Origin of the sequence: Dapis purpurea BLCC-M126 (assembly GCF_050015975.1) — a bacterium.
In the GTDB taxonomy this organism is placed as follows: domain Bacteria; phylum Cyanobacteriota; class Cyanobacteriia; order Cyanobacteriales; family Microcoleaceae; genus Trichodesmium.
The window spans coordinates 36451-56764 of record NZ_JBNHER010000255.1 but is presented as its reverse complement, the minus strand read 5'-3'; the positions used below and the strand labels follow the sequence as shown (position 1 = coordinate 56764).

4 protein-coding genes are annotated in these 20314 nt (G+C 40.4%); all 4 read right to left on the bottom strand.

Annotated features, from left to right (window positions below; translation table 11 throughout):
• Positions 1 to 56 precede the first annotated feature (56 nt).
• Complete coding sequence (locus tag ACP6PL_RS22790; protein WP_426547575.1) at positions 57 to 10079, bottom strand: Tc toxin subunit A-related protein; 10023 nt, start codon at positions 10077 to 10079, stop codon at positions 57 to 59.
• 255 nt (positions 10080 to 10334) lie between these two features.
• The gene (locus ACP6PL_RS22785) at positions 10335 to 11357 is read right to left on the bottom strand and encodes an encapsulin (RefSeq protein WP_426547574.1); all 1023 of its coding nucleotides are present in this window, start codon (positions 11355 to 11357) and stop codon (positions 10335 to 10337) included.
• 236 nt (positions 11358 to 11593) lie between these two features.
• Positions 11594 to 19156, bottom strand: a complete 7563-nt coding sequence (locus ACP6PL_RS22780; protein WP_426547573.1) for a SpvB/TcaC N-terminal domain-containing protein — start codon at positions 19154 to 19156, stop codon at positions 11594 to 11596.
• 188 nt (positions 19157 to 19344) lie between these two features.
• The gene (locus tag ACP6PL_RS22775) at positions 19345 to 19899 is read right to left on the bottom strand and encodes a COP23 domain-containing protein (RefSeq protein ID WP_426547572.1); all 555 of its coding nucleotides are present in this window, start codon (positions 19897 to 19899) and stop codon (positions 19345 to 19347) included.
• Positions 19900 to 20314 lie beyond the last annotated feature (415 nt).

Here is a 20314-nt window from a genome sequence, read left to right as displayed (position 1 = left end):
CGCCAGCCTTTTTGTTGCCCTTGTTGCTGTTGAGGTCACCCTGTGAGGCTTGCTTGTCACCCCTTGAGCTGATATTTAATAACCAGCCAAGCATCGCTGAGAACATCTGCCGTAATAGACTCCGATTCATTGACTGAAAGTACCCAGAATCCATTGATATTCTCTTCTAGATCGGTTGCTGTATATTGTTTGAGTTGACCAATATTTGCCCCAGTTCCTAAAGTAATAGTTGGATCTGTATTCTCAACATCAACATTTTCTGCTCGATCAAACCGAAGTAGGGATACAGTTAGTTCATTATCAATGGGTGGAACGAAGAGCATAATACTCTGGATAGTAACATTACTCACTTTTTGGCTATTGGCAAAGAAAGGAAGACGCTCTCTAAGATTACCAAGAATAAGAATTTGGCTTTCGGTTTCAGGTTGGGGATTTAGAAAACGATACCATTCACTGGGAAATTCATGCTTCAAGCTAAACATACGAAATAGTCCCTCTCGTTTGCTTAATTCGGAGGCATTTTTAACATACTCATTCAAATTTTCTATGGCAGCAGTTTTGAGTGTAGTCCCTCCTTCACAGGCAGTGTAACGTAAATGAATCACCACATCTGTGATAGTTTGATAATCAAACTGATGAAATTCTTGCGGTAGCTCTAAACGCCAACTGCTAATAGCTCCTGCACCTTCAAAAGGTAAATAGCGTTCGTCCCGAAAATTTAGTTCAAAAGTACCGCTATCATTTTGTCCCTGACTAACGGCGATCGCCGTGATGGGAATTGGGTTGGTAATAAAACGTTCATCTGCCTCATCTAATTTTTTCGGATAATTGGTTGCGATCTTACTATTACGGTATTCGTGCTTAAGTAAGCGTAAAGTACTATTGAGACTTGTATATGGACCAACAACGCAAGGAATTGAAACAGAAACAGTTTTAATTCGTCGCTTATAATGTCCTGAGTAGTCCAAATCAAAAATTTCTTCTGGTAGATTAAACTCACATACACCCTCTTCTTTCAATTGAATCAAAGCCAAGGGATTGAGTTGTTGAAGGGAAATGTGTTTAGTGATTTCATAATCATGTGGCTTGGCTTCGATGTAAGCATTTTCTAGCTGTTTCAAAGCTAAATAGAGCTGCTCACCAGCCAAGAATCCTTCTTTAGCACTATTCCAATAGCCAAATTTAACAAAATCTGAAGTTGAAAGTCCCATCTCAAAGCGATAAACTTTTTCTGCTTTCTTAGCTAAGTCATAAGCAAAGGAGTAAGCTTGATAATACAAGTCTCGAATTTGGTCGCTCATCCATTGATAAAGTTGTTCGTTGGAAAATTTTGTGCGGATGAATTCTTCGACTTCTTTTGTTTGATCGATTTGTACTTGGTGATTATCAATTTCTAGTTGTGCGATTTCCTTCCTGATTTTCTGAGCGGTAATTTGTTTATCAATTTGCATTAGTTCATGACCAGCAAGGTTAGCTTGGAAGATGCGGTCTTGGTGTTGACGTGTATAACCTGCTTTTCGAGAAGCAGCGGAAGATTGAAAAGAGGTACGATTTACTCCAATTTGCAGACCCCTAGCAATAGCTCGTGTTGCGTTATTTAAATCTTGTCCTCCCCATATGATACTGGCTCCAACCCCAAATGGCTGAAAATTAAACTGATTATTTGGTATAAGACTTAAAATACCAGCTAAAGCCTCTACAGCCCCTACAGCAGTTTGTAAGTCTGCTGAGAGTTTAGCTTTTTTCATTTCTTCTGCTTCCGGTGGGAGCAACTTTAATCCACCTTCGTCTTTCACCTCTATCTGATTTTCCACTTCAGTAAATTCTGCATCTACTGCCGGTACACTTACTTCTTCGTCAATGAGTTGCTGATAATGTTGAAGTCTATACTCAGGGGCTTTGCGGTTTTGCTCCAGACTATCAAGGCTTTTTTCGGCTTCCTCCAGTTGCTTGTTTCTCACTTCCATCATCAATGTTTGAATATTGGTATCATGGCGCGATCGCAACAAGGAAAGACTTTCCCCATCTTTCTTTTCTAATGCAGATAGCAGGGCACTTCCCAAGGATTTGACTTCGGAAGTTACTTCTAAAGCTCTGGCTAGCAAATAATTAAAACGGTAATTGGGCATTGGTGTACTGAGGTCATTAAGTACACTACCAATACTTAGTCCTTGTGCCGCAGCTTGTACTAATAAAGCTGGATCGATGGGTGGCTCAAATAAGTTAAGTTTTCTGAAAATGCCTTCAATATTGAGACAGTGACGAATTTTGAAAAGGCGATCGGCAACGGTGTCCCAATATTCCAATAATTTGGGATTATCTGGAATACAAAAATACAATGTGGTAGCAAATCCATAGATATTTATATAGTGTGGTTCACCATCAGGAATAGTTGGTGCTTCAATTTGATTACTAAAGGGAAAGATTAATTCCAAATCAACCATCGCGTTAGAAAAGGCATCCCATTCATCTACTAAATCTAAATATGATTTTGGCTGGATGTTACCACGTTTAGGAATTATCTCAGGGCGAGGACCTAGGATATGACCTGCTAAAATATACAGTTGAGTAGCTTGGTTAATAGACTCAATCGTATCTTGACGGAATAAGGAATCACCCCAAGCGATAAGGTTGTCAATATATTTCATTACTACCCACTTCATGTAGGCAGTTGGGCGCGATCTGGCAATAACATGGGGTTGGAATGGTTTTTCACGCCATTCCGTAATTTCATCATCTGGAGTATTGGGATCGAGGCGATCGAATATTTTCTGCAACACATTTTTGCTATCTGTAGCTCTAAACGGTCGGAATTTCCAGACTTTTCTAATATTTCCTTTTACATTAATGGGAGCGAAAATATAATGCCACCAGTTCATCGCTTCTTCAAAGCGTTGAGATTTGGATAAATTATCAGCTAATAAAGCAACGGAATGAAACAGAATTTCCCAATTGTAAATAGCATAGGGACGTTTTAGTTCATGGTATTGGATGCCATCATTAGAGCCGTAGTTATTGTGATTCAGTGGAATAAAGCTGTCAAATATCTTATTTAACCAATCTTTTCTTAAGTGACCTAATAGTCTTTTAGTCTTTGGATGATGAAACCTATAATTTAAGATGCCAGAAGCTAGTATTTGTGAGTCACCGTCTTTTTCCCAGAAAAATGGTTCAAGCTCATTGCCTGGGTTGCTCTCATTATTAGTGGCTTGAATTGGAAATAAAAATGGAGAGTTATCCTGAATCAAGGCGTGAAACCGATAAATATTCCCCCAAAGGTCGGGTATTGTATTTGAAGTCCTTTCTCCGATTCTTATTTGTGTTCCATCAAACCTAAAAGACCTATTTAAACTTCTTCTTTCTGTTGGGTAGTCAATATATCTTTTGAAGTATTGATAACTGTCAGGATTAAATACTTCTTCACATACTTTCGAGGTTCTCCCCAAATAATATGGCTGGATGTTAATGCTATTACTTTTTACAAATGGAGCGAATATAAATTTATCTTGCTCTAATAACAAATCAAATTTATATCTGTCGCCCACGTCATCTCTAAATACTATAGTATTAATAGCTCTTTTAGATAACTGTTTTGGAGTCCACTTACCTTCTTTACGTTCACTCCAAGCAATTTTTATCTCCCAATAAAATAAAGGTAAAGTATCACTAAGCTTATTTCTTTCTGCTCCATCAGCAATTTTTTGTTTTTCTTTTAATGGACTATTCCAGTTTTTTTTCATAAATTCTGGAAAGAAAATAAATAAACGATCCTTCCATACTACTGGCATTACAAAAGTTCCATTATCTTTTAAACTTCCCTTGTCGTCTTCAATGTCAATACTAGGAATATCAACTTCTATTTTTTCCCAAGGATACCAATACTTATCATAAAATTCATAATAGCGATAATAAAAGAAATAAGGTGCATTACGAGTTCTGCCTATAACATGGAGTTTTCGTGCATTACCCTCCCCTTCTATGAATTGTCCGACTACTTCTAAATTAGCAACTTCATCAACTTGAACGATATATTTAGTCAAAGCACTTTTAACGGTATCCTGACTCACATCATTTTGCAGTAATTCAGATTCCAATTCCTCAAAGAATGGACTTTTAACATCCCGTAATTCTGGTCGTATCCAGTTTTCAGGATAAAGAAATACCTTACGGTTGGCTTCCCAAACTCGATAGCGGGACATCCACTCCCAACGTTGGCGATCGAGAATTTTTGAACCCACCCCATGTTTTGCTTCTAATCCCAAGAAGCATCGCTGTACATAAAGCTGTACCGATGAGATCGCCTGTTTTATCCGTGAGGTTTCCATACAGGCATCCATTTGCACATCAATCAAAAAGAATTCAAATAAACTGTCTGCATCTCTTACACCCCAATCCAAAAGCACAGGTTGGGCTAATAAGTACGCTATAAGAGCTTGTTTTTGATTTTCGCGCAATTGATCGTGTACGGGCTTAATAGCTTCTTCCCATTCTGTTTGGGTGTATCGTGCGCGAATGGCTTCTCGAATGCTACCTGAAATTTTACGGTTTGAGTTAAAGTTAGAAGTAGGTTTACCCCATTGAAATAAAAGACAAAGATCGACACCAATTTTATGATAAATGTCTAAAGTAGCTTGCAGTTTCAGTAGATTTGTTTCGTCTCGAAAATGCTGAGGATGGGATAAGTTGAAATGCTCTGGTTGGATTAACTTTTCAACATCAGTTAGTTCCCAGCCTGTTAAAGTACTAATTTGGGAAGCGATTGATGGTTCTGTTTCTGATTCCTCTTTTTGATGTGTCCAGCGAATAAATTCGAGCAAACTTAATTCTTTGGTATTTAAGCTTTTGTGCAGGCGATAGAAAGCTTCTAATCGTAACCACTGCGGAAAACTGAAAGTATTAAAATCTAATTGTGCAAAATTATCACTAAATTCCAACAAGAATTCTAGTTCTTCCAAAGTCATGTCAAAACTAGTTAGGAGTATGGCAACTTTGTGCAGTTTTATATATGCTTTGTTGAAGGCTTCTGTTCTTAATGCTGGGAAAAGAACCTTATCTGAGATGTTGGTTTGTGGTTGGTCATTGAATTTCATCAATAAACCAATAATCTTTCCTGTTTCATCTTCGTCATAGCCTTGCAAAACAAAAGGATAGGCAATACCTGCTTTGAGAAATATTTCTTGGCTGCGGTAATAATTGATTTGTTCGTCATCAGTTCGCTCAGGTTCAGACCAAAGAGGTTGATTTCTGAAGGTTAGTGTTGCTTCTCCTTCTGCTTCTAATAAAAACGTATATTTTCCTTCTTTTTCTGGGACAAAATATCCTTGCCAAACTAATGTTTCTTCTTCTTCTAAAGAATCTTTTTGCTCTTTGAGACGAATGATTTCTTGGTATAAGACCTCATCATTGTCCGTTTTGATGACTTCCATCACCAATTTTTCAGTTATGTCTTGATCTAGTCCTAAAGCGGAAGTCAATATTTGAGTTACCTGACGCTGGCGCAGTTGTTCTCGTAAATAAGGTAAAAAAGCACGCATCAGAAAAGCACGCTTTTCTATTGAGCTATCTTCTTGACCTTCGCTAGCAATAGTATCTTCTGCTAACAGAACTGCTTGGGCATTTTCTGCATCTTCAACAAAAATAGATGAAAAAGTATCTTTAAAAAACAGTATTGGCTGTGCCAGAATTTTATTTATTACGATGATGAATTTTTCTCGGTCATCATCGTTTTCAATATTATCTGCTAAAGAAATAAGTCGTTCCCTATCACTTTCACTGAGGATTCCCGTAACTTGCAGTCCTTTAGTATTGCTAAATTGTACCCTTGCTAAAAAGGTTTGAAATTCTCCACCTGCTTCTTCTTCTTCTTTTTTCCTTTCTGCTTGTAAAAAATCAGTAATTTTATTGCGATCGCTTTCACTTAACTTGGTACTATATTTTCTCCGGGTATTATCTTCATATACAGTTGTTCCTTGAACAAGACCAACAGTTTGCTCAACAAAATTATCATCAAATAGTAAACTTAACTTATTTCTTAACAATTCTTCAGTTGCTTCCTCATCATCATTAATATCAGGATGATCTATTTCAATTTGCAAGAGGGTGTGGCGCAAATTTATTGCCAATTGGAATAGCTCACCAATATCAGGACGAAGGGGTCTATTTAAATCGTCTTCATTTCTAATGATGTAATTGAGTTCTCTGACATTAAAACTCGAATTTTCTATACGGAAAAACAACTGGTAAAAATCTAGAGTGTTAGTCGGTTTACCAAAGGGATGAGCTTGATTCTTAATTAGCTCTAATACTGATGGTAACTGCTCTACTCGTATACCTAATGATTTGGCAAGCAATATATGCCTATATAGGTGAGAAACGTTTTCTAGAGTCAATTCATCTGCGATTCCAGCATAAGCCACGATTTTTTCTAGCATGGCACTACTTGCTTTCAATGCAGACATCAGTACAGGTAGATGATCGCTGAAAGTTTCTCCTTGGGTCAAATAAGTACCGAATTCTTCTTCCTGAAAGACAGGATCTACTGCTATTAAGTTGTATTTGAGGAATAATTGTTCGTAAAGAGAATTTTCTCCCTCTGTTCCAATAGATGTCCAATAAGTTAAGAGTTTAGCAAGTTCGAGTCCTGTAATTTCTTGTAATTTTTTGACTGCAACTAATTGTTCAATCAAGTAAGGTGTGATGTCTTGTAATACTTGAGAAATGGGTTCTGGTTTGCAATCTTCAGGATTAACATCTGGTATCTTAGCTTTGAAGTCATCTACAGTAGTACGAGGAAATAAGCGATTATCATCATCGATTCCTGGGGGGTTAGGTGCAAAATCCTTTATAAGAGTATTTGGGGAACGAGTAATATCTTCATCAGTTCTGAGGGGTTTTAATTGCTTTTTATTAGATGTAATAAATCTTATGTTTTTTTCTCTTTCATCTTCTTGATCTTCTGGAAGCGATTTCGGTGAGAAACTAACAAAATTATTGCTGGCTGTAAAATTAGATATTCCTTTAGGTGGATTCTTAACTGTTTCACCAACTCCAGTTATTGCTTGATCTACTTCCGCTATTGTCCAGTCTAGTTTGCACCATAGCCGAATAAAACGGTGCATTCTATCGTATTCAGATGTTACTAAATCTGTCCCATCCAGATGCTTGAGTTGAGTTTGAGAAATATCACAGCTTTCTTGATAGTTACTACAAATAAAGGGTTCGCGTCTAAAAAATAAGGTTAAATCTTTAATTTGTCCAGTTTCTCCATTTTTGCCTGAGAATTCTCCTCTATCTGCTATGGCTGAAAATTCATCTGTAAAAGCTTCATCTAATATTAATTTTCCTGAGTTGGTATCTAAATGTCCAACGAACTTTTTAGGATTAGATTTAGCTATATATATTTGACATTTTTTATTAATAGTTAAGTCTCTGTAAGAACCAGCATCATCACCCTTATATATTACTAATAAACGTATAGTTCCCTCAATACAATTACATGAAGAAGCATCTTCTAATACAATTAGCTTCCCAATTTTGGCAAAATATTTATACACCCAACATTCTACATAAGCTTTATCAAATCGATTAGTGGAATCAGATACTAAATCTGCTTGTAAAAGTTTAACTAACTTTTGGTATTTTGCCTTTAAATCAGTTTGTTTGTTATCAACTAGAGTTTGCAAATAACGGTAACTATATCTAATACTATTCATATATGCCAGTGCTTTACCTGACAAATAATTAGGATTAATGTAACGAGTTTTTAATAGTTCAATTAGATCGACATACTGCATATTAACCCGACGCAGAAAACCAAGCATACCGCTATCTTGAGCAGGCTTAACCCACTTTAGTTCTCCTAGCATCTGATTTTCATTATCGATGCCATAGTAGTCCCAGGTATTTTTTAAACCAATTTTTTGCTCGTATTGTGATTGGCTTAAACTTGTTTCTTCGTCAAGTTCATACCATTCCTTAGTGTGAAAACCTTCTTTAGTAAGGATGATATATTCTTCCTCTACAAGATGGAGAAATTCCGCAGCAATTCCTCGATCTACGGACTGAATTTTTAACTCTTTCATCCTAGTTAAACGTTCGATTTCCGTATCACTGGCATTTTCTTCCGGCTTGTAATCAATATCCGCTCTAAATGTTTCAAAAAGCTCAACACGACTTGTCCCCAAGAAGTTTAGGTATTGGCGGGTAGCGTCAATGGGTTGATGATAAGGGAGTTTACAAACTGGATAAACCGCATTCTTGAGAATTCTGTATGCTCTATAATTTGTGTGTTGGGGTTCGGCTAATAATTCCCCACTGCTTTCGTCAATAACATTATGAACTGCAATTTTTGCTTGTTTGGGTTTGTGGTTATCATCTTCATAATCTTCTAAGTTCACCACAAAACTTTCCATGACTTCATTCACTAAATCAATGTAGGGAATGAGTGTATTAGTATTCTCACAAGTAAGTTGTAGTTTACCTAAATCGGGACGACGGCGGAAGAATTTTTTTAGTGGCGTATTCTTAATTCTGTCTTTTCCAGTTTTATTATTTTCAGGATCGAGGTTATTGTTGCGTAGATATTGAAATAATTCAACTAGATAAGCTGCTGGACTGTAAACTGAATTACAATGTTGACATTCGCATAAGTCAACGCTACCAAAAAGTGTTTCAAAATTGATGGGAATATTTTTCTCACTAGCTATTTGCAAAGCAAGAGATTGACGGAGATTTACAGATTGTCCCCCATCTATCATATTGACTGATACACCTGTCACTGCTTGGCGCAAAGCAACATAACTATGTTCGTTTCTTACTGATATATCTTGAGCTTTGGCATGAATGCTTTTGGCGACATCTACTCCACCTAATTGCTCGCTATATAGATTTACAAAACGTTCTAAGGGAACTTCGTTAATCGCATAAGCGGAATCTAATCCCACTTTCATTAACTTGGGTAAAGCTTCAGCTTTAGGACTTATGGCGGAAAGTCGCTGCATACTTTTGAGGCGATTAACGACTTTTACTCTGTCTTCTGGTGCTACTTCCTTGAGTACTTCTGGTTGTTTGAGGACATTAAGTACAGAAGTCTTTTGGAAATCCAGATCGGGGTTGGTTTCAAAGAACTTCAATAAACCTTGGCAAACATTTTCTTCTTCTTCCAATTCGCGATCGCGAACCATGCGGTGAATAACGGCAGTTGGTGCTTTGCGGAACAACCTATCCTGTAATCTGGTTGCTATTGTTTCTTTTTCTTCTTCGTTGCTGGTACTTTTGATTAATACTTTGAGGTCTTCTTTTTTAATATTCAGGGCAATTTCGCGCAAGCTATTAGTTTGATCGTTATGAACGAATGCTGCGACTAAATCTTCTCGATCCTCCATGACTTCGGCTAAGTCATCGTTAAATGTCAGCCGTTGGATGCTTTCTTGGTCGAATTCTTCACTTTCTTCCAGACGAGTTTTTAGTTGCTTAAATTCTCCTTCCGTCTCTGCGAACATTTGTTCTAATTTTGCCTTGTGCTTTCCCTCAGCCATGCCTAAAGTCAAGTTTTTAAGGCGCATTTTCTTGCGAGATGAAAGCCGGGATGGGCTGCTTTGGTCGGAGGGGACAGGTTCTTGGATGTCTTCGCTCTGAGAATTAGTAATGTTCTCAGTAATTTGGTCTTTGGATGGTGTCGGTTTATCCTTCTTTAAGCCGGGTTCATCGTTTTCTCTTTCGATTCCCGCTTCCATAACAAAGGAGGATGTAAACCCCTCAAGCCCATCTCTAGGAGGAACCTGCCGACCAGCACAGCGACAAACTGGTGTATACTCCACTACATCACCAGGATTGAAAGCAGGAAGAGAAACTCGAAAGTATTGAACTCGGCGATCGCCCTTATGGGGGACATATTGAGCCGTAATAACCTGAGTTTCACCCTGATTGACTTGGTAACGAATTTCTATCTTGTTACTGGCATCTGCGGGGGAAACACCCACAGTTACTGAAATTTGCTTCCCTGCTGAAATATTATCCTGGGGTGCAGGGGCATCCGGACTTCCATACCACAAGGAAATGCCTTCATACTCGATACGCATAGTTTGTCTGCTCCATAAAACTTACTTACAGTGCCGAATGGCAGGATATATCTTATCCTTGGTTTTACTCAGCTATAAAGAGGGACACTGGAGATTAACCCAATTGAATAATCACAACCAAAGTTTACAGGACTTACGCAGTACAACGTATTTTCGTCATTGCGACCGATAGGGAAGCAATCTCAAACCCTAGTTTTTCCTACTTCATGCGTAAGTCCTGATATATCCATTTGATATTCTTGGTTATCTTGTTTGTCAACCAGCAGGTGGGGTTGGCTCTTGAAATTCCAATCGGATGACTGAGGTTTTATCCTTTAAACGCAGGGCAAAACGTTCGTATACCCGGAAGCAATAGTTCCCATCCTTATCTTGATTGGTATATTCTGTTTTGGCATCGACACCAACGACTAAATCCATAGTGTTGCCCCCTAGAGAGAGGAATAAGCCGCGAGACTTGGGTAATGTACCTGTGCCGTAGTATCGGGGATAGTACCCATGAACATACATATCTTCGCTCTGCATCTGCATCTCTTTGTTAGAAGGCATTTCTGTCACCAAGGGCTTGATTCGGTCGGCTGGGATGATCAAGGTAGTGGGTAAAGGGGCATAGCTATCGGCGTAGGGTTCAAAATTAAAGACACAGACATAGGGACCGTAGTGCGCCTGGGCAAGTCCCTCACCGCTCTGAAGGCGAGAATAGGAAGTAGAAACGCCACCAAAGCTGTTTTCTCCCCACCTGGGAGGTGTTGCGGTGGGGTCGGAATTTGGGACGGTCACTATCTGGATTATTGGGTTAGAACCATCAGCTTCTGGAGCATTGAGCAGCCCGATACCAGCAGATCCGGATTTGACAGTTACTTTGTTTTCTCGGAATAAGGGATGCTGTGGGTTGCCAGTCCTCACTGCTGCATCACCTTGAAATATGGCAATATCTTCAGCTTGAGAAATTAGGTTGGCTGCCCTAGTGGCAAGGGTAACGGCGGTTCCTAGTTCTGCTTCTCGCTCCACCTGTTGAACAGTGAGTTTGAATTCAACGACAAGTTCGAGTAGGGGATTGATAGCAACTTCGTCAACGGATAATTTTTGGTCGCCTCGTCCATTGCTAACTATTACGGTATCAGAAGGAATAGTGAGTTCGTTGGAGGAAGTAACGTGGATGGGAAGAAATTTGGCAGCGATTTTAGTACGTTTGCATTCGTCATGGACGGCAGTATCAATGCGATCCCAGATTTCTTGTTCCCAGGGGATTTGGTTGCGGTTTCTTTGGTTAGTTTCCATTAGGGTTCTCCTTTTTGGTTAGTTGTAATTTGATCGATACTCAGGTGAGTTTGCATTTTGCAGACAAACCTATGTTAATTTGCTGCCTATGTTCGTCATTCCAGGAAAGTTGTTTTTGTTTCTGGTTTTTGTGGTTATCATGGGTTGTTCTCCTAATAGTTAGATAATGTTGGGTTTTGTTGCCTTAACTCAACCAACGAAATCAAGTGCTCGTAATTGTTATATCTGCGATTACACTAGGAAATTCTTGCATTTCTTTTATCCAAATGTTCGGGCAAAGGAGGACCTTCAAAGCCCTCATAGGGAACTTCAAAATCTTCATAAGGATTGACTAAAGTATCCTCTTCAAAGTTGATGTACTTAGTCTTGGACTTTGGCTTTGACTTTGGCTTTAAGAAGCCAGGCGAACCTCTTTCTACTTTTTTTCTGTAGGCTTCAGGCAGTGCCTCTACTTCTTCAGTAAATCCTACACTATCTGTTATGCCAAAATAGTTGTCAAGTGCTTGAGTAACTTCGTATGAAGTCACTCCAATATCTACTATATCGCCTATGACTGGAATTACACCCACAGCATCGAGCGCGCCCTCTAAATAACGCCCTTCTTCAAACGCTTTCAGTGCAAGACCAAGTCCTACACCAGTACCAACACCTGGTAAAAGTTTGCCTGCACCTTCGGCTATACTCTTTTTCAATGCTTTAGTAGACTTTGTAAGTCTATCAGCTGTTGTTACTACTGGGTTGATACGTTTACGAAAACCTTGTTCTATAGGATCATCAGCAGCTTCAGCAATCCATTCAGCACGAACTTCTCTAGCCTCTGCTTTGAATTTACCCTTGAATTCTTCATCGCCATTATAAATGGTAAATACAGTTTTACCTTTAGCATCGGGACCAATTTTACCTTCAGATTCCAAAGCTTGTAGCTGTTTTTTATTTTGCTCTAAGCTGTCTCTTATATCTCTACGTCTACTTGTCTCGAGTTGATTACGCTCAGACTTGGCATTTCTAGCCTTAAGTTCAACCGTAGTTCTTTTATTCTTAACATCATCAGGTATTAGTTGCCCTTCTCCTCTCTTGCCAACAGGTTTTTGACGTTTTGATTTTATTTTCTTAAGTCCTTTTTGACGCCGTCGCTTATTTGCTTTTTTTTGGTGCTTTTTCCATAACTTCTCATTTCGTTTACCTAAACGTTGCTCTTCTCTCCCATTACCAGAAGAGTCAAAAAACATTATGGGGTTATTTTCAACATAGATATATAAATTTATTCCATCTACAAAACCAGCAGGATCCACAGCCATCCAACGGCCTAACCATGTTGCATAATACCTCGCCCCGTGATACCCCAGTCCCGTCTCCTCATCCTTCTCCATCCCTGTATACCGATACCGCTTCAAACTCGCCTCAGCTACACTACGCCCTGCCTGATACGCCGTTGTCCCATAGGGATGATATTCCTCATAAGAAATCACCGCCCCATCCCCATCCAACTCCAAACTGGCAGAACCTAAATGATTACCCAATTGATAACGAATAACCGGAGTTAACAAACCACTCCCATCTTCAACATCCACTGTCTTAGTTTCCACCAAAGAAATCCGCTGCTGGTCATCCATCACATGTAGTGTTTCCCGCTCCAGGGTTACTGTAGTCCCATCCCCTGCATACTCCCGATAAATTTCAAAACCACCTAAATAAAGTCGCTCCTTCATTCGGGTAGGTGTTACGCCTTCTGCTGCTTGACGTTCGGTTACTTTCCGCACTCGTTGACCTCCTGAATCATAGACATAGTAAGTAATCTCTGGTGTCCCCCCATTATTAACCACCTGCTTAGATGAAGCTTGCAGTTGGTCTTTAAAATCCCACTGCATCAAAGGTAAGTGGGGCATCTGGGTCATATTACCGTGAGCATCGTATAAATAACGCTCCGGTAATGCTGCATCTTCTAGATCGCTGGGTAAACTGGTACTTCGCAAACGGTTGCTGTCCGTCTCATAGTCATACTTTCTTGTCCAATTACCCCCATTAGCTTGATGCTGCATTACCATAATATTCCCCACTGCATCATACTCATACTCCTCGACATAATTCCGCATCGCTTGTCCGTTGTGGGGATGGGCTAAATTACGACGGGTTATATCATTAAAGTCGAAGTGGGGTTTGAGGTCGCTGCGATGTTCTGGCAAATTGTTGGTAGTTTGACCAATATGTTCTCGTCCTTCAGCACGAATCAACCGATAAAGAGCATCATATTCATAACGGCTACTAGGAGAAATCACTGCATTATCAAAGAAAATCGTCTGTTGCGCCTCATCCCGAATTGCTGTAATATTCCCCACTGGGTCATAGGTGTACCGCAAATCTTGTAAACGGGCATTATCTTCCCCGCGAGTGGTACGCATTTGGCTCAGGCGAAAGGTCAAGGGATTATAACTGTACTCTGTCAGTACCCCATTGCCATAGTCAATTCTGGTACGTTGTCCCTTTTCGTTGTAGTCAATATTCTCGACAAAGGTTGTCCACTGTGCCTCTCCCCGTAATCGCACTTCTAACCGCTCCAATAAATTTGCTTCGTTATAGGTAGGTCGAGCTTCGCTATTATCTGGTCCAATTGAGCTAATGGGACGATTAAGAGCATCATAGGTGGTACTTGCTGTGAACACCTCTGGTTCCAAAAACGGTTGGGCACTGGCTGCAATTTCTAAAACTCCAGTTTCATTAGCAAGAGCAGACCAGTCCATAGTTTGGCGGTATTCTCTGGTTATTTGCCTTTGAGTACTCAGGGTATTACCCTTAAAGTCATAACCTTCACTGGTGACTACCCCAGAACTGTCATAGGCTTGGAAAACTTTTCCCCGTAAATTCAAGGCTGTGGCATTGGGATGATTTTCTCCATATACCATCAACTCTGTCAAAATTTCCGTTTGCTCTCCCTGTTCCTTTAGCACACAAATGGGTCTTTGTAAAGCATCGTACACATATCGTAATTGATACTCTCTGCTATTCCATCCCCGAATCGGGTTTCCCGCAACATTATTCAGTCCCCAGCGTTCTCCTGCATCCATACTATGGGAGTAAATTTCATTACCGGATAGGTCAAAGCGACTACTCATGACTGGGTTATTCCGAGCGTCTGTTATTACCAGAGGATTACCTTCAATATCCAACTGGGTATGGGTTTCATATTGTCCCGCATTGCCGTTATCCTCAATCCCCAGAAAAGTCCGTCCTAAAACATCCAGATGTACGATTCCAGGAGTATCTGCATGAGCAACTGCCAAATTACCAGCACGCTGTTCGGGATTACTCGATGTTAATTCCTGTCGCTCTTCGTACCACTCACTTTCTAATACGGTATCGTTCTGGTCCCAACTTTGCTGTTTCCAGGGATTGAAAGCTACACGAGTCAAAGTCCCATTAGGCAAGTCAGTACGAATATTGCGCCCTAACGGGTCGTAATGCAGAATTGGTGTTACACCCCATTCCACTACTTCCAGTTCAGATTCGTAGGTATGAGTTTGACTAAAAAAGGGTTCATACTGCTTAACTGGATTGCCCTTGTTGTCATAAATAGTGCGTCCTGTCCCCACCCAACGGGGATTACTATCGCTTAACTGCACTGCACCATCAACTAATACCAGTTCACCAGTTTCTGAATCGCGACTGGGTGCCAGTCCTGGCTCTGCTTGAATCTTGGTCATCAACTCCCTACCCAAACCATCGGAGTAGAGGAAACTATGCTGAATTTGGGTAACTTGCCCCGCTGCAAGCTCGGACTCGTGGGTTTCTCGCGCCAAAGTATAGACAACAGGCGGTTGCCCTTCTCGAAAATAACGCCAGAGGTCATATAACAATCGAGTTGTGGCTGTGCCTAAAATCTCCTGGGGATTATCTAGAGGACTATTGATATGGGCAGTTAAGGTGGCTTCATCCAAATCAGCTTCAAATTCAGATAATGAATCCCCCACACTTTCCGAGATTTTTCCCATAACAGCAGTTCCCACCACCATTCCCAACACATCAAAAGCAACCTGAGTCCGATTGCCATTGGGGTCAGTAATTTGCCAAGGTTGCAAGAGGCGGTAGTCATTCACCACATTGACTGTATTATTGAGGGGGTCTAGTGTTTGTTCTGCTAGTAACCCATAGTCATCATAGGTGGTGCGATAACTATGACCAAAAGGATCGATAACTTCCACGGGGAGATAAAACTGTTGGGCATCAAACACTTGCTGTCCCGATGGAATCCACCATACCCCATCTTGTAGGACATAGCGACCTTCTTCGAGCAGAAGTTGATCGTTAATGCGATCGCCATAAACTGATTCCAGCAATCCTGCGGTAAATGCCATCCGATAACTCTCGTGGGGCAGTGCAAGGGACTCCAGTTCTCCCAAAGGTAAAGCTTGAGTTCGACCATCAATCAGACTATTACTTGCATAGAGGATGCGATCGCGTTCGATTAACCGTTTTTGTAACACTCCTTGAGTTGGTATTTCTTCATAGGCAATTTCCGTTGCACTTTGACTTGCTTCCAGAAGTTCAGCCATTGAAAACAAAGTTTCCTCAGCAGCCGTTAATCCCGTCAGTTCATAAACCCGCGTTTCAACTGGAACTCCCAGCCGATAATAGGTCAACTCTTCGGGACGGTTAATAACATCGACTTCGGTAAAGGTAATCAAAGTTTGGCTTTGAGCCGCTTGAATTTGGGGATGATTGGGGACAAATTCAGTTCTCCGGGGATAGGCGATCGCCATAGATTTGGTGACATTGCCAAACTCATCTACCTCTAGGGTCATTTGATGGGCAATGCGTGGATCTTCAGGATTGCGCTCATAGTAATAGTTAATGGCTTCACGAGCATGGGTGAAAAACACCCCATGGGAGTTATCACCGCGATGTTGCAGTATCCGAATTGTAAAATTCTGCTCCGTAACAGTATAAGGATGCTCCGCCTGTTCCGTTCCATCTAAAGCATAAACTTCCTGGCGTAACATCGAGCCTTTGAGAGCGCGGCAAGCTTCTCGCTCTTCCTCTACAGTTAAGCCATCAGGCAACACCGTGTCATCTAAGAGCAACTGTCTTGCTTGGTCATCTGTGAGACCTGGGTCTCGATAATATTCCCCTGTATCTTGCTCATTGAGCAAACCTGCAAAATAGTTAGAAATGCCATTACGTCCCACATAAACTCCCGTGTGAAACCAAGTCTTTGTGTGTACAGGAGGTATATGGGAAGTAATATCAATATTTTCACCGACGGGAAATTCACTACTATCACTCAGAACCACAAATTCCTCTGTATCCCATTGCTCCACCATGCCAAAACCACGGAATTCCCGCTCTACCCCATCAAAGTAGCCATGATGGTAGGCGTAGCGTGTGACAAATCGGTTTTGGCTGATGCGATCGTAGGTTTCTACTCGCTCCACCACATGCACTAGAAATGGTAGCTTTGTAATCCAGGGTTGACCTGCAAACTTATCTTGTAAATAAAACTTTGTAGAAGGCACATAATGAACAATAGTCTCTGCACCTAAATTGTTCACCGTTTTGGTTAATAGATGGGGCTTTTGCCCACCCATCAAATCGATATATCGTATTGTCCCCGAAGCATTACTCGGTAGAGGTGAAGACCATACTAGACAGGCAGTGCCATTACCCAACAAGTCGATAGCAGTGACCGATGCCACGCTATCCATCGCCGGAAAACTCCGTATTACCTGCTTTGCTGACCAACTGTTCCCCGACTGATTAAAATAAACCTGAACCCCTTTACTGCTTAAGTAGAGAATGTCCGTAGTCCCAGAACCATCAATATCTGCCAAAACAATCCGACGTTGATTAAAAATATCTGGCGTATCAAACCAGGGCGAATTATCCATTGTCACCTTTGACCCAAACTGTCCATAACCCAAATTCGGCCAATAACAAACTTCCCCATTGCGAATTCGCACAATATCTGTTAATCCATCACCTGAAAAATCAGCCAGATAAATGGACTGGGTACTATCAGCAAATACCACACGTGGCCCTTGTTCTTCATCCCAAGGTTGAGGCCATCGCTCTGCTGTACCAAACCCATCTTCAGCTAGGGAAGGATGCCAAACAAAACATTCATCTTCGGTAATTAGAATATCGCTATGGCCATCTCCATTTAAGTCAATAAACTTTAAATTCGGATTATTCCAATCTAATACAGGTAGAGATTTAAACGGGATAAAAGATTCCCATCCTTCTGTTGAAGTCCGTTCATAAAATCCGGGTGTTAAACTGCGAAGCGTAACCAGATCCAATTGTCCATCTCCGGCTAAATCCAGAAATTGGGCACCGTTAGCTAAAGCTGTTGCAGGCTGACTGGCTATTAATTCAATCGGAGCAAATTTGGCAGTAATTGTGTTTTGACCGTCTTCCTGAGCCGTATAAATAGGGCTGATATTACGTTTGTAGAACCAGCTACCTCCCTGTTCAGTGAGAATTCCGGATAAACCTTCCCCATCTAAATCCACCCACTGATAGTTTGTACCATCCAAGCCTTGAGGCAAATTTTCTAAACTTTCAGGGTCAACATCCCGCACCGTTTCATCAATCTCCGGTTCACTGTAAGTAAACTCTAGTGGGGGTAAAGATTTCTGAATGTAGCCCCCTTCTGAATTGCGTTTGTATCCTGTTTGAGTAACCGAAATGAGTTTAGAATAAATCGGATTTCGAGAATCTGTTAGATTTTCCTCATAGGAATATGTAAAGTTTGTTGAACGCACCAGGCAATTCTGTCCAATTCCTTCCTCTTCTGGGAAATGATGAAACATTAACACTCGCTGACAGAGGCGATAAGTACGAACTTCAAAACCTGCTCGATAGGAAGAAAAAGGATCGTTACGAACTGACCAGATTCCTACATCATTGGGCATGGGATTTTCTGAGTCATGTTCTCCATAGTCAAAAACCGTCTCAAACATCCAATCCGTTCGTAAACTTAAATCTTCATCAGGTTGTCTGGCTGTTAAGTTGCCGTATTTTATGCGTTTGAGATAACGATTTGTGGAGCGGATGTTATCGTTGCGGTTCCGTTCGTGGACTTGGGCAGTATCAATTCCATCTGAATTCTCTGGCTTATATTCGTAACGAATTGCATTCCCTTTATCGTCGTAACTTTCGCAAATTAGCCAGCTAAAGATACGAGTAGAATCATTTGGAGCGAGAATTCTACTTTCAGCAGTTTTACCATAAAGTGTTGTGATATTGTCTTTAGAGAGCGATAGCCAATGTGTCTCACCCGACTCTAAATTTGTCCAGCGTTCAATCCGGGCAAATAATCCTTCAATTCGAGGCCGATAGCGTTGGATGCGGTAATTTGTGCCGTTAATATTTCTTGCGGGTAGGGTTTCTCGCACCCATTTATCTTCACCATCTTGCACCAATACAGGTACAAGGTCTTCCGCCCCTGAAAGAATGAAGACATCAGATTCTTCAGCATCAAAATAGCGAGGTAATCCTTTATCTGTTTTACGAGTGATGGAGGGAATAGACAAATTCCAACCAAAGCCAAAAATGCTATTTCCTGCACCGGAGTCGTAGGACAAAGAGAGTTGTGGCCCAAATCCTGAACGTCCAGGGCTAGTTGCGATCAGCACGGACATCGAACCTGTACCTGTCACTGGGTTAGTTGCAAATTTCTCACCCATCCCTTTAATTGCCCCTCCGCCTTTGGGAAGGGAAACTTGAGGTGCTGAAACATAACCGCTATCAGTTTGGCCAACCTCTTGTCCATTTGTTTGTTGTTTTTGGCTTGAATTACTGAGCATTTTGACTTACTGTCAATTCATTAGTCTTTGAGGCAGTCAATCCAATACTATACAAAACTATATTCTCAAAAAAATGCTTGAGAAGAAAAAAATGTATATTCTAAGTATGATATATGATAACAGCTTACCTTCTACCTTCCCATCAACCGATCTTTTTTCGCTAAAAAAGGCTCCAAACAAAACACAGGTTACTCTCCAGAAAAATTAGACTTTGCCAATATTCCTTCACTATTCTGATAAACAGTCGTACCATTTTGTAACGCTTCAATTATATCTCGCAACGCGTGATAACCATCCACCCCTACATCCAAAGTCAACAATAACGGACAACCATCACCACTTAACTTAGTTTTTGCACAAATAACCTCTTGGTTTGGAGTTTTAGGATCATCACGATATTCCAGAGCAACTAAACCATCTTCCCGAAAACTATTTAACCGTCCTGCTACTCTTTCACATCGTTCAAGTGGTTTCCAGTTTCCATCCATAGCTCTCAGCATACCTAACCAGGGTTGTCTATTTTTACCATTGTCATACATGACCGTCCAAACTTGTCCATTTATATTAGTATCTTCTCTTAGTTCGCAGTAAAAGCGGTCAGTTTTTTTCACTAACAAAGGCGACCAACTTTGAACAATCTCAATACCTAAACTGCCCACATCCATTAATAATGAAATTATAGGAATTGTCAGACCTACTACTCCTCCTATTGCTGCAATTCTTATATCCCGTCTCACACTCACGATTTTCTCCTAAATATAGTCGCTATAAATATTTTTTCAGGATGTTGAAATATAAACTCCTAGGATATTATCCAACTTTGTCTGAGCACTTTACGGAAGGGTTGAATTATTAAAATACAATTAAGGGAAGAGTTTTGTTAATTTAATTATTGAAGCACCTATAGTTAGGGTTTGCGGAAAGAGTCTTTTGGTAAGGGTAGGAGTCAGGAGAAATGGGAATTATAGAGGAGGTAGTAGGAAGAATTGTCTCTTTATTTTTCTGCCGTTGTCTGCCCAAAATGCTAAATTTTTGAACTTTTTTCAACCAAACAAAGACTAAAACCTTTATCTGTCAATGCTTTGAAAGTTAATTAGCAAGCTATAATTAGGGAGATTTTATCTAGTGAAGTGAAAATTATGAGATTGGACATCCAAT

What these genes read in the sequence shown, in the direction of transcription:
- ACP6PL_RS22790 (WP_426547575.1), bottom strand. Translation starts at nt 10,079, where the DNA reads ATGCGTATCGAGTATGAAGGCATTTCCTTGTGGTATGGAAGTCCGGAT.
- ACP6PL_RS22785 (WP_426547574.1), bottom strand. Translation starts at nt 11,357, where the DNA reads ATGGAAACTAACCAAAGAAACCGCAACCAAATCCCCTGGGAACAAGAA.
- ACP6PL_RS22780 (WP_426547573.1), bottom strand. Translation starts at nt 19,156, where the DNA reads ATGCTCAGTAATTCAAGCCAAAAACAACAAACAAATGGACAAGAGGTT.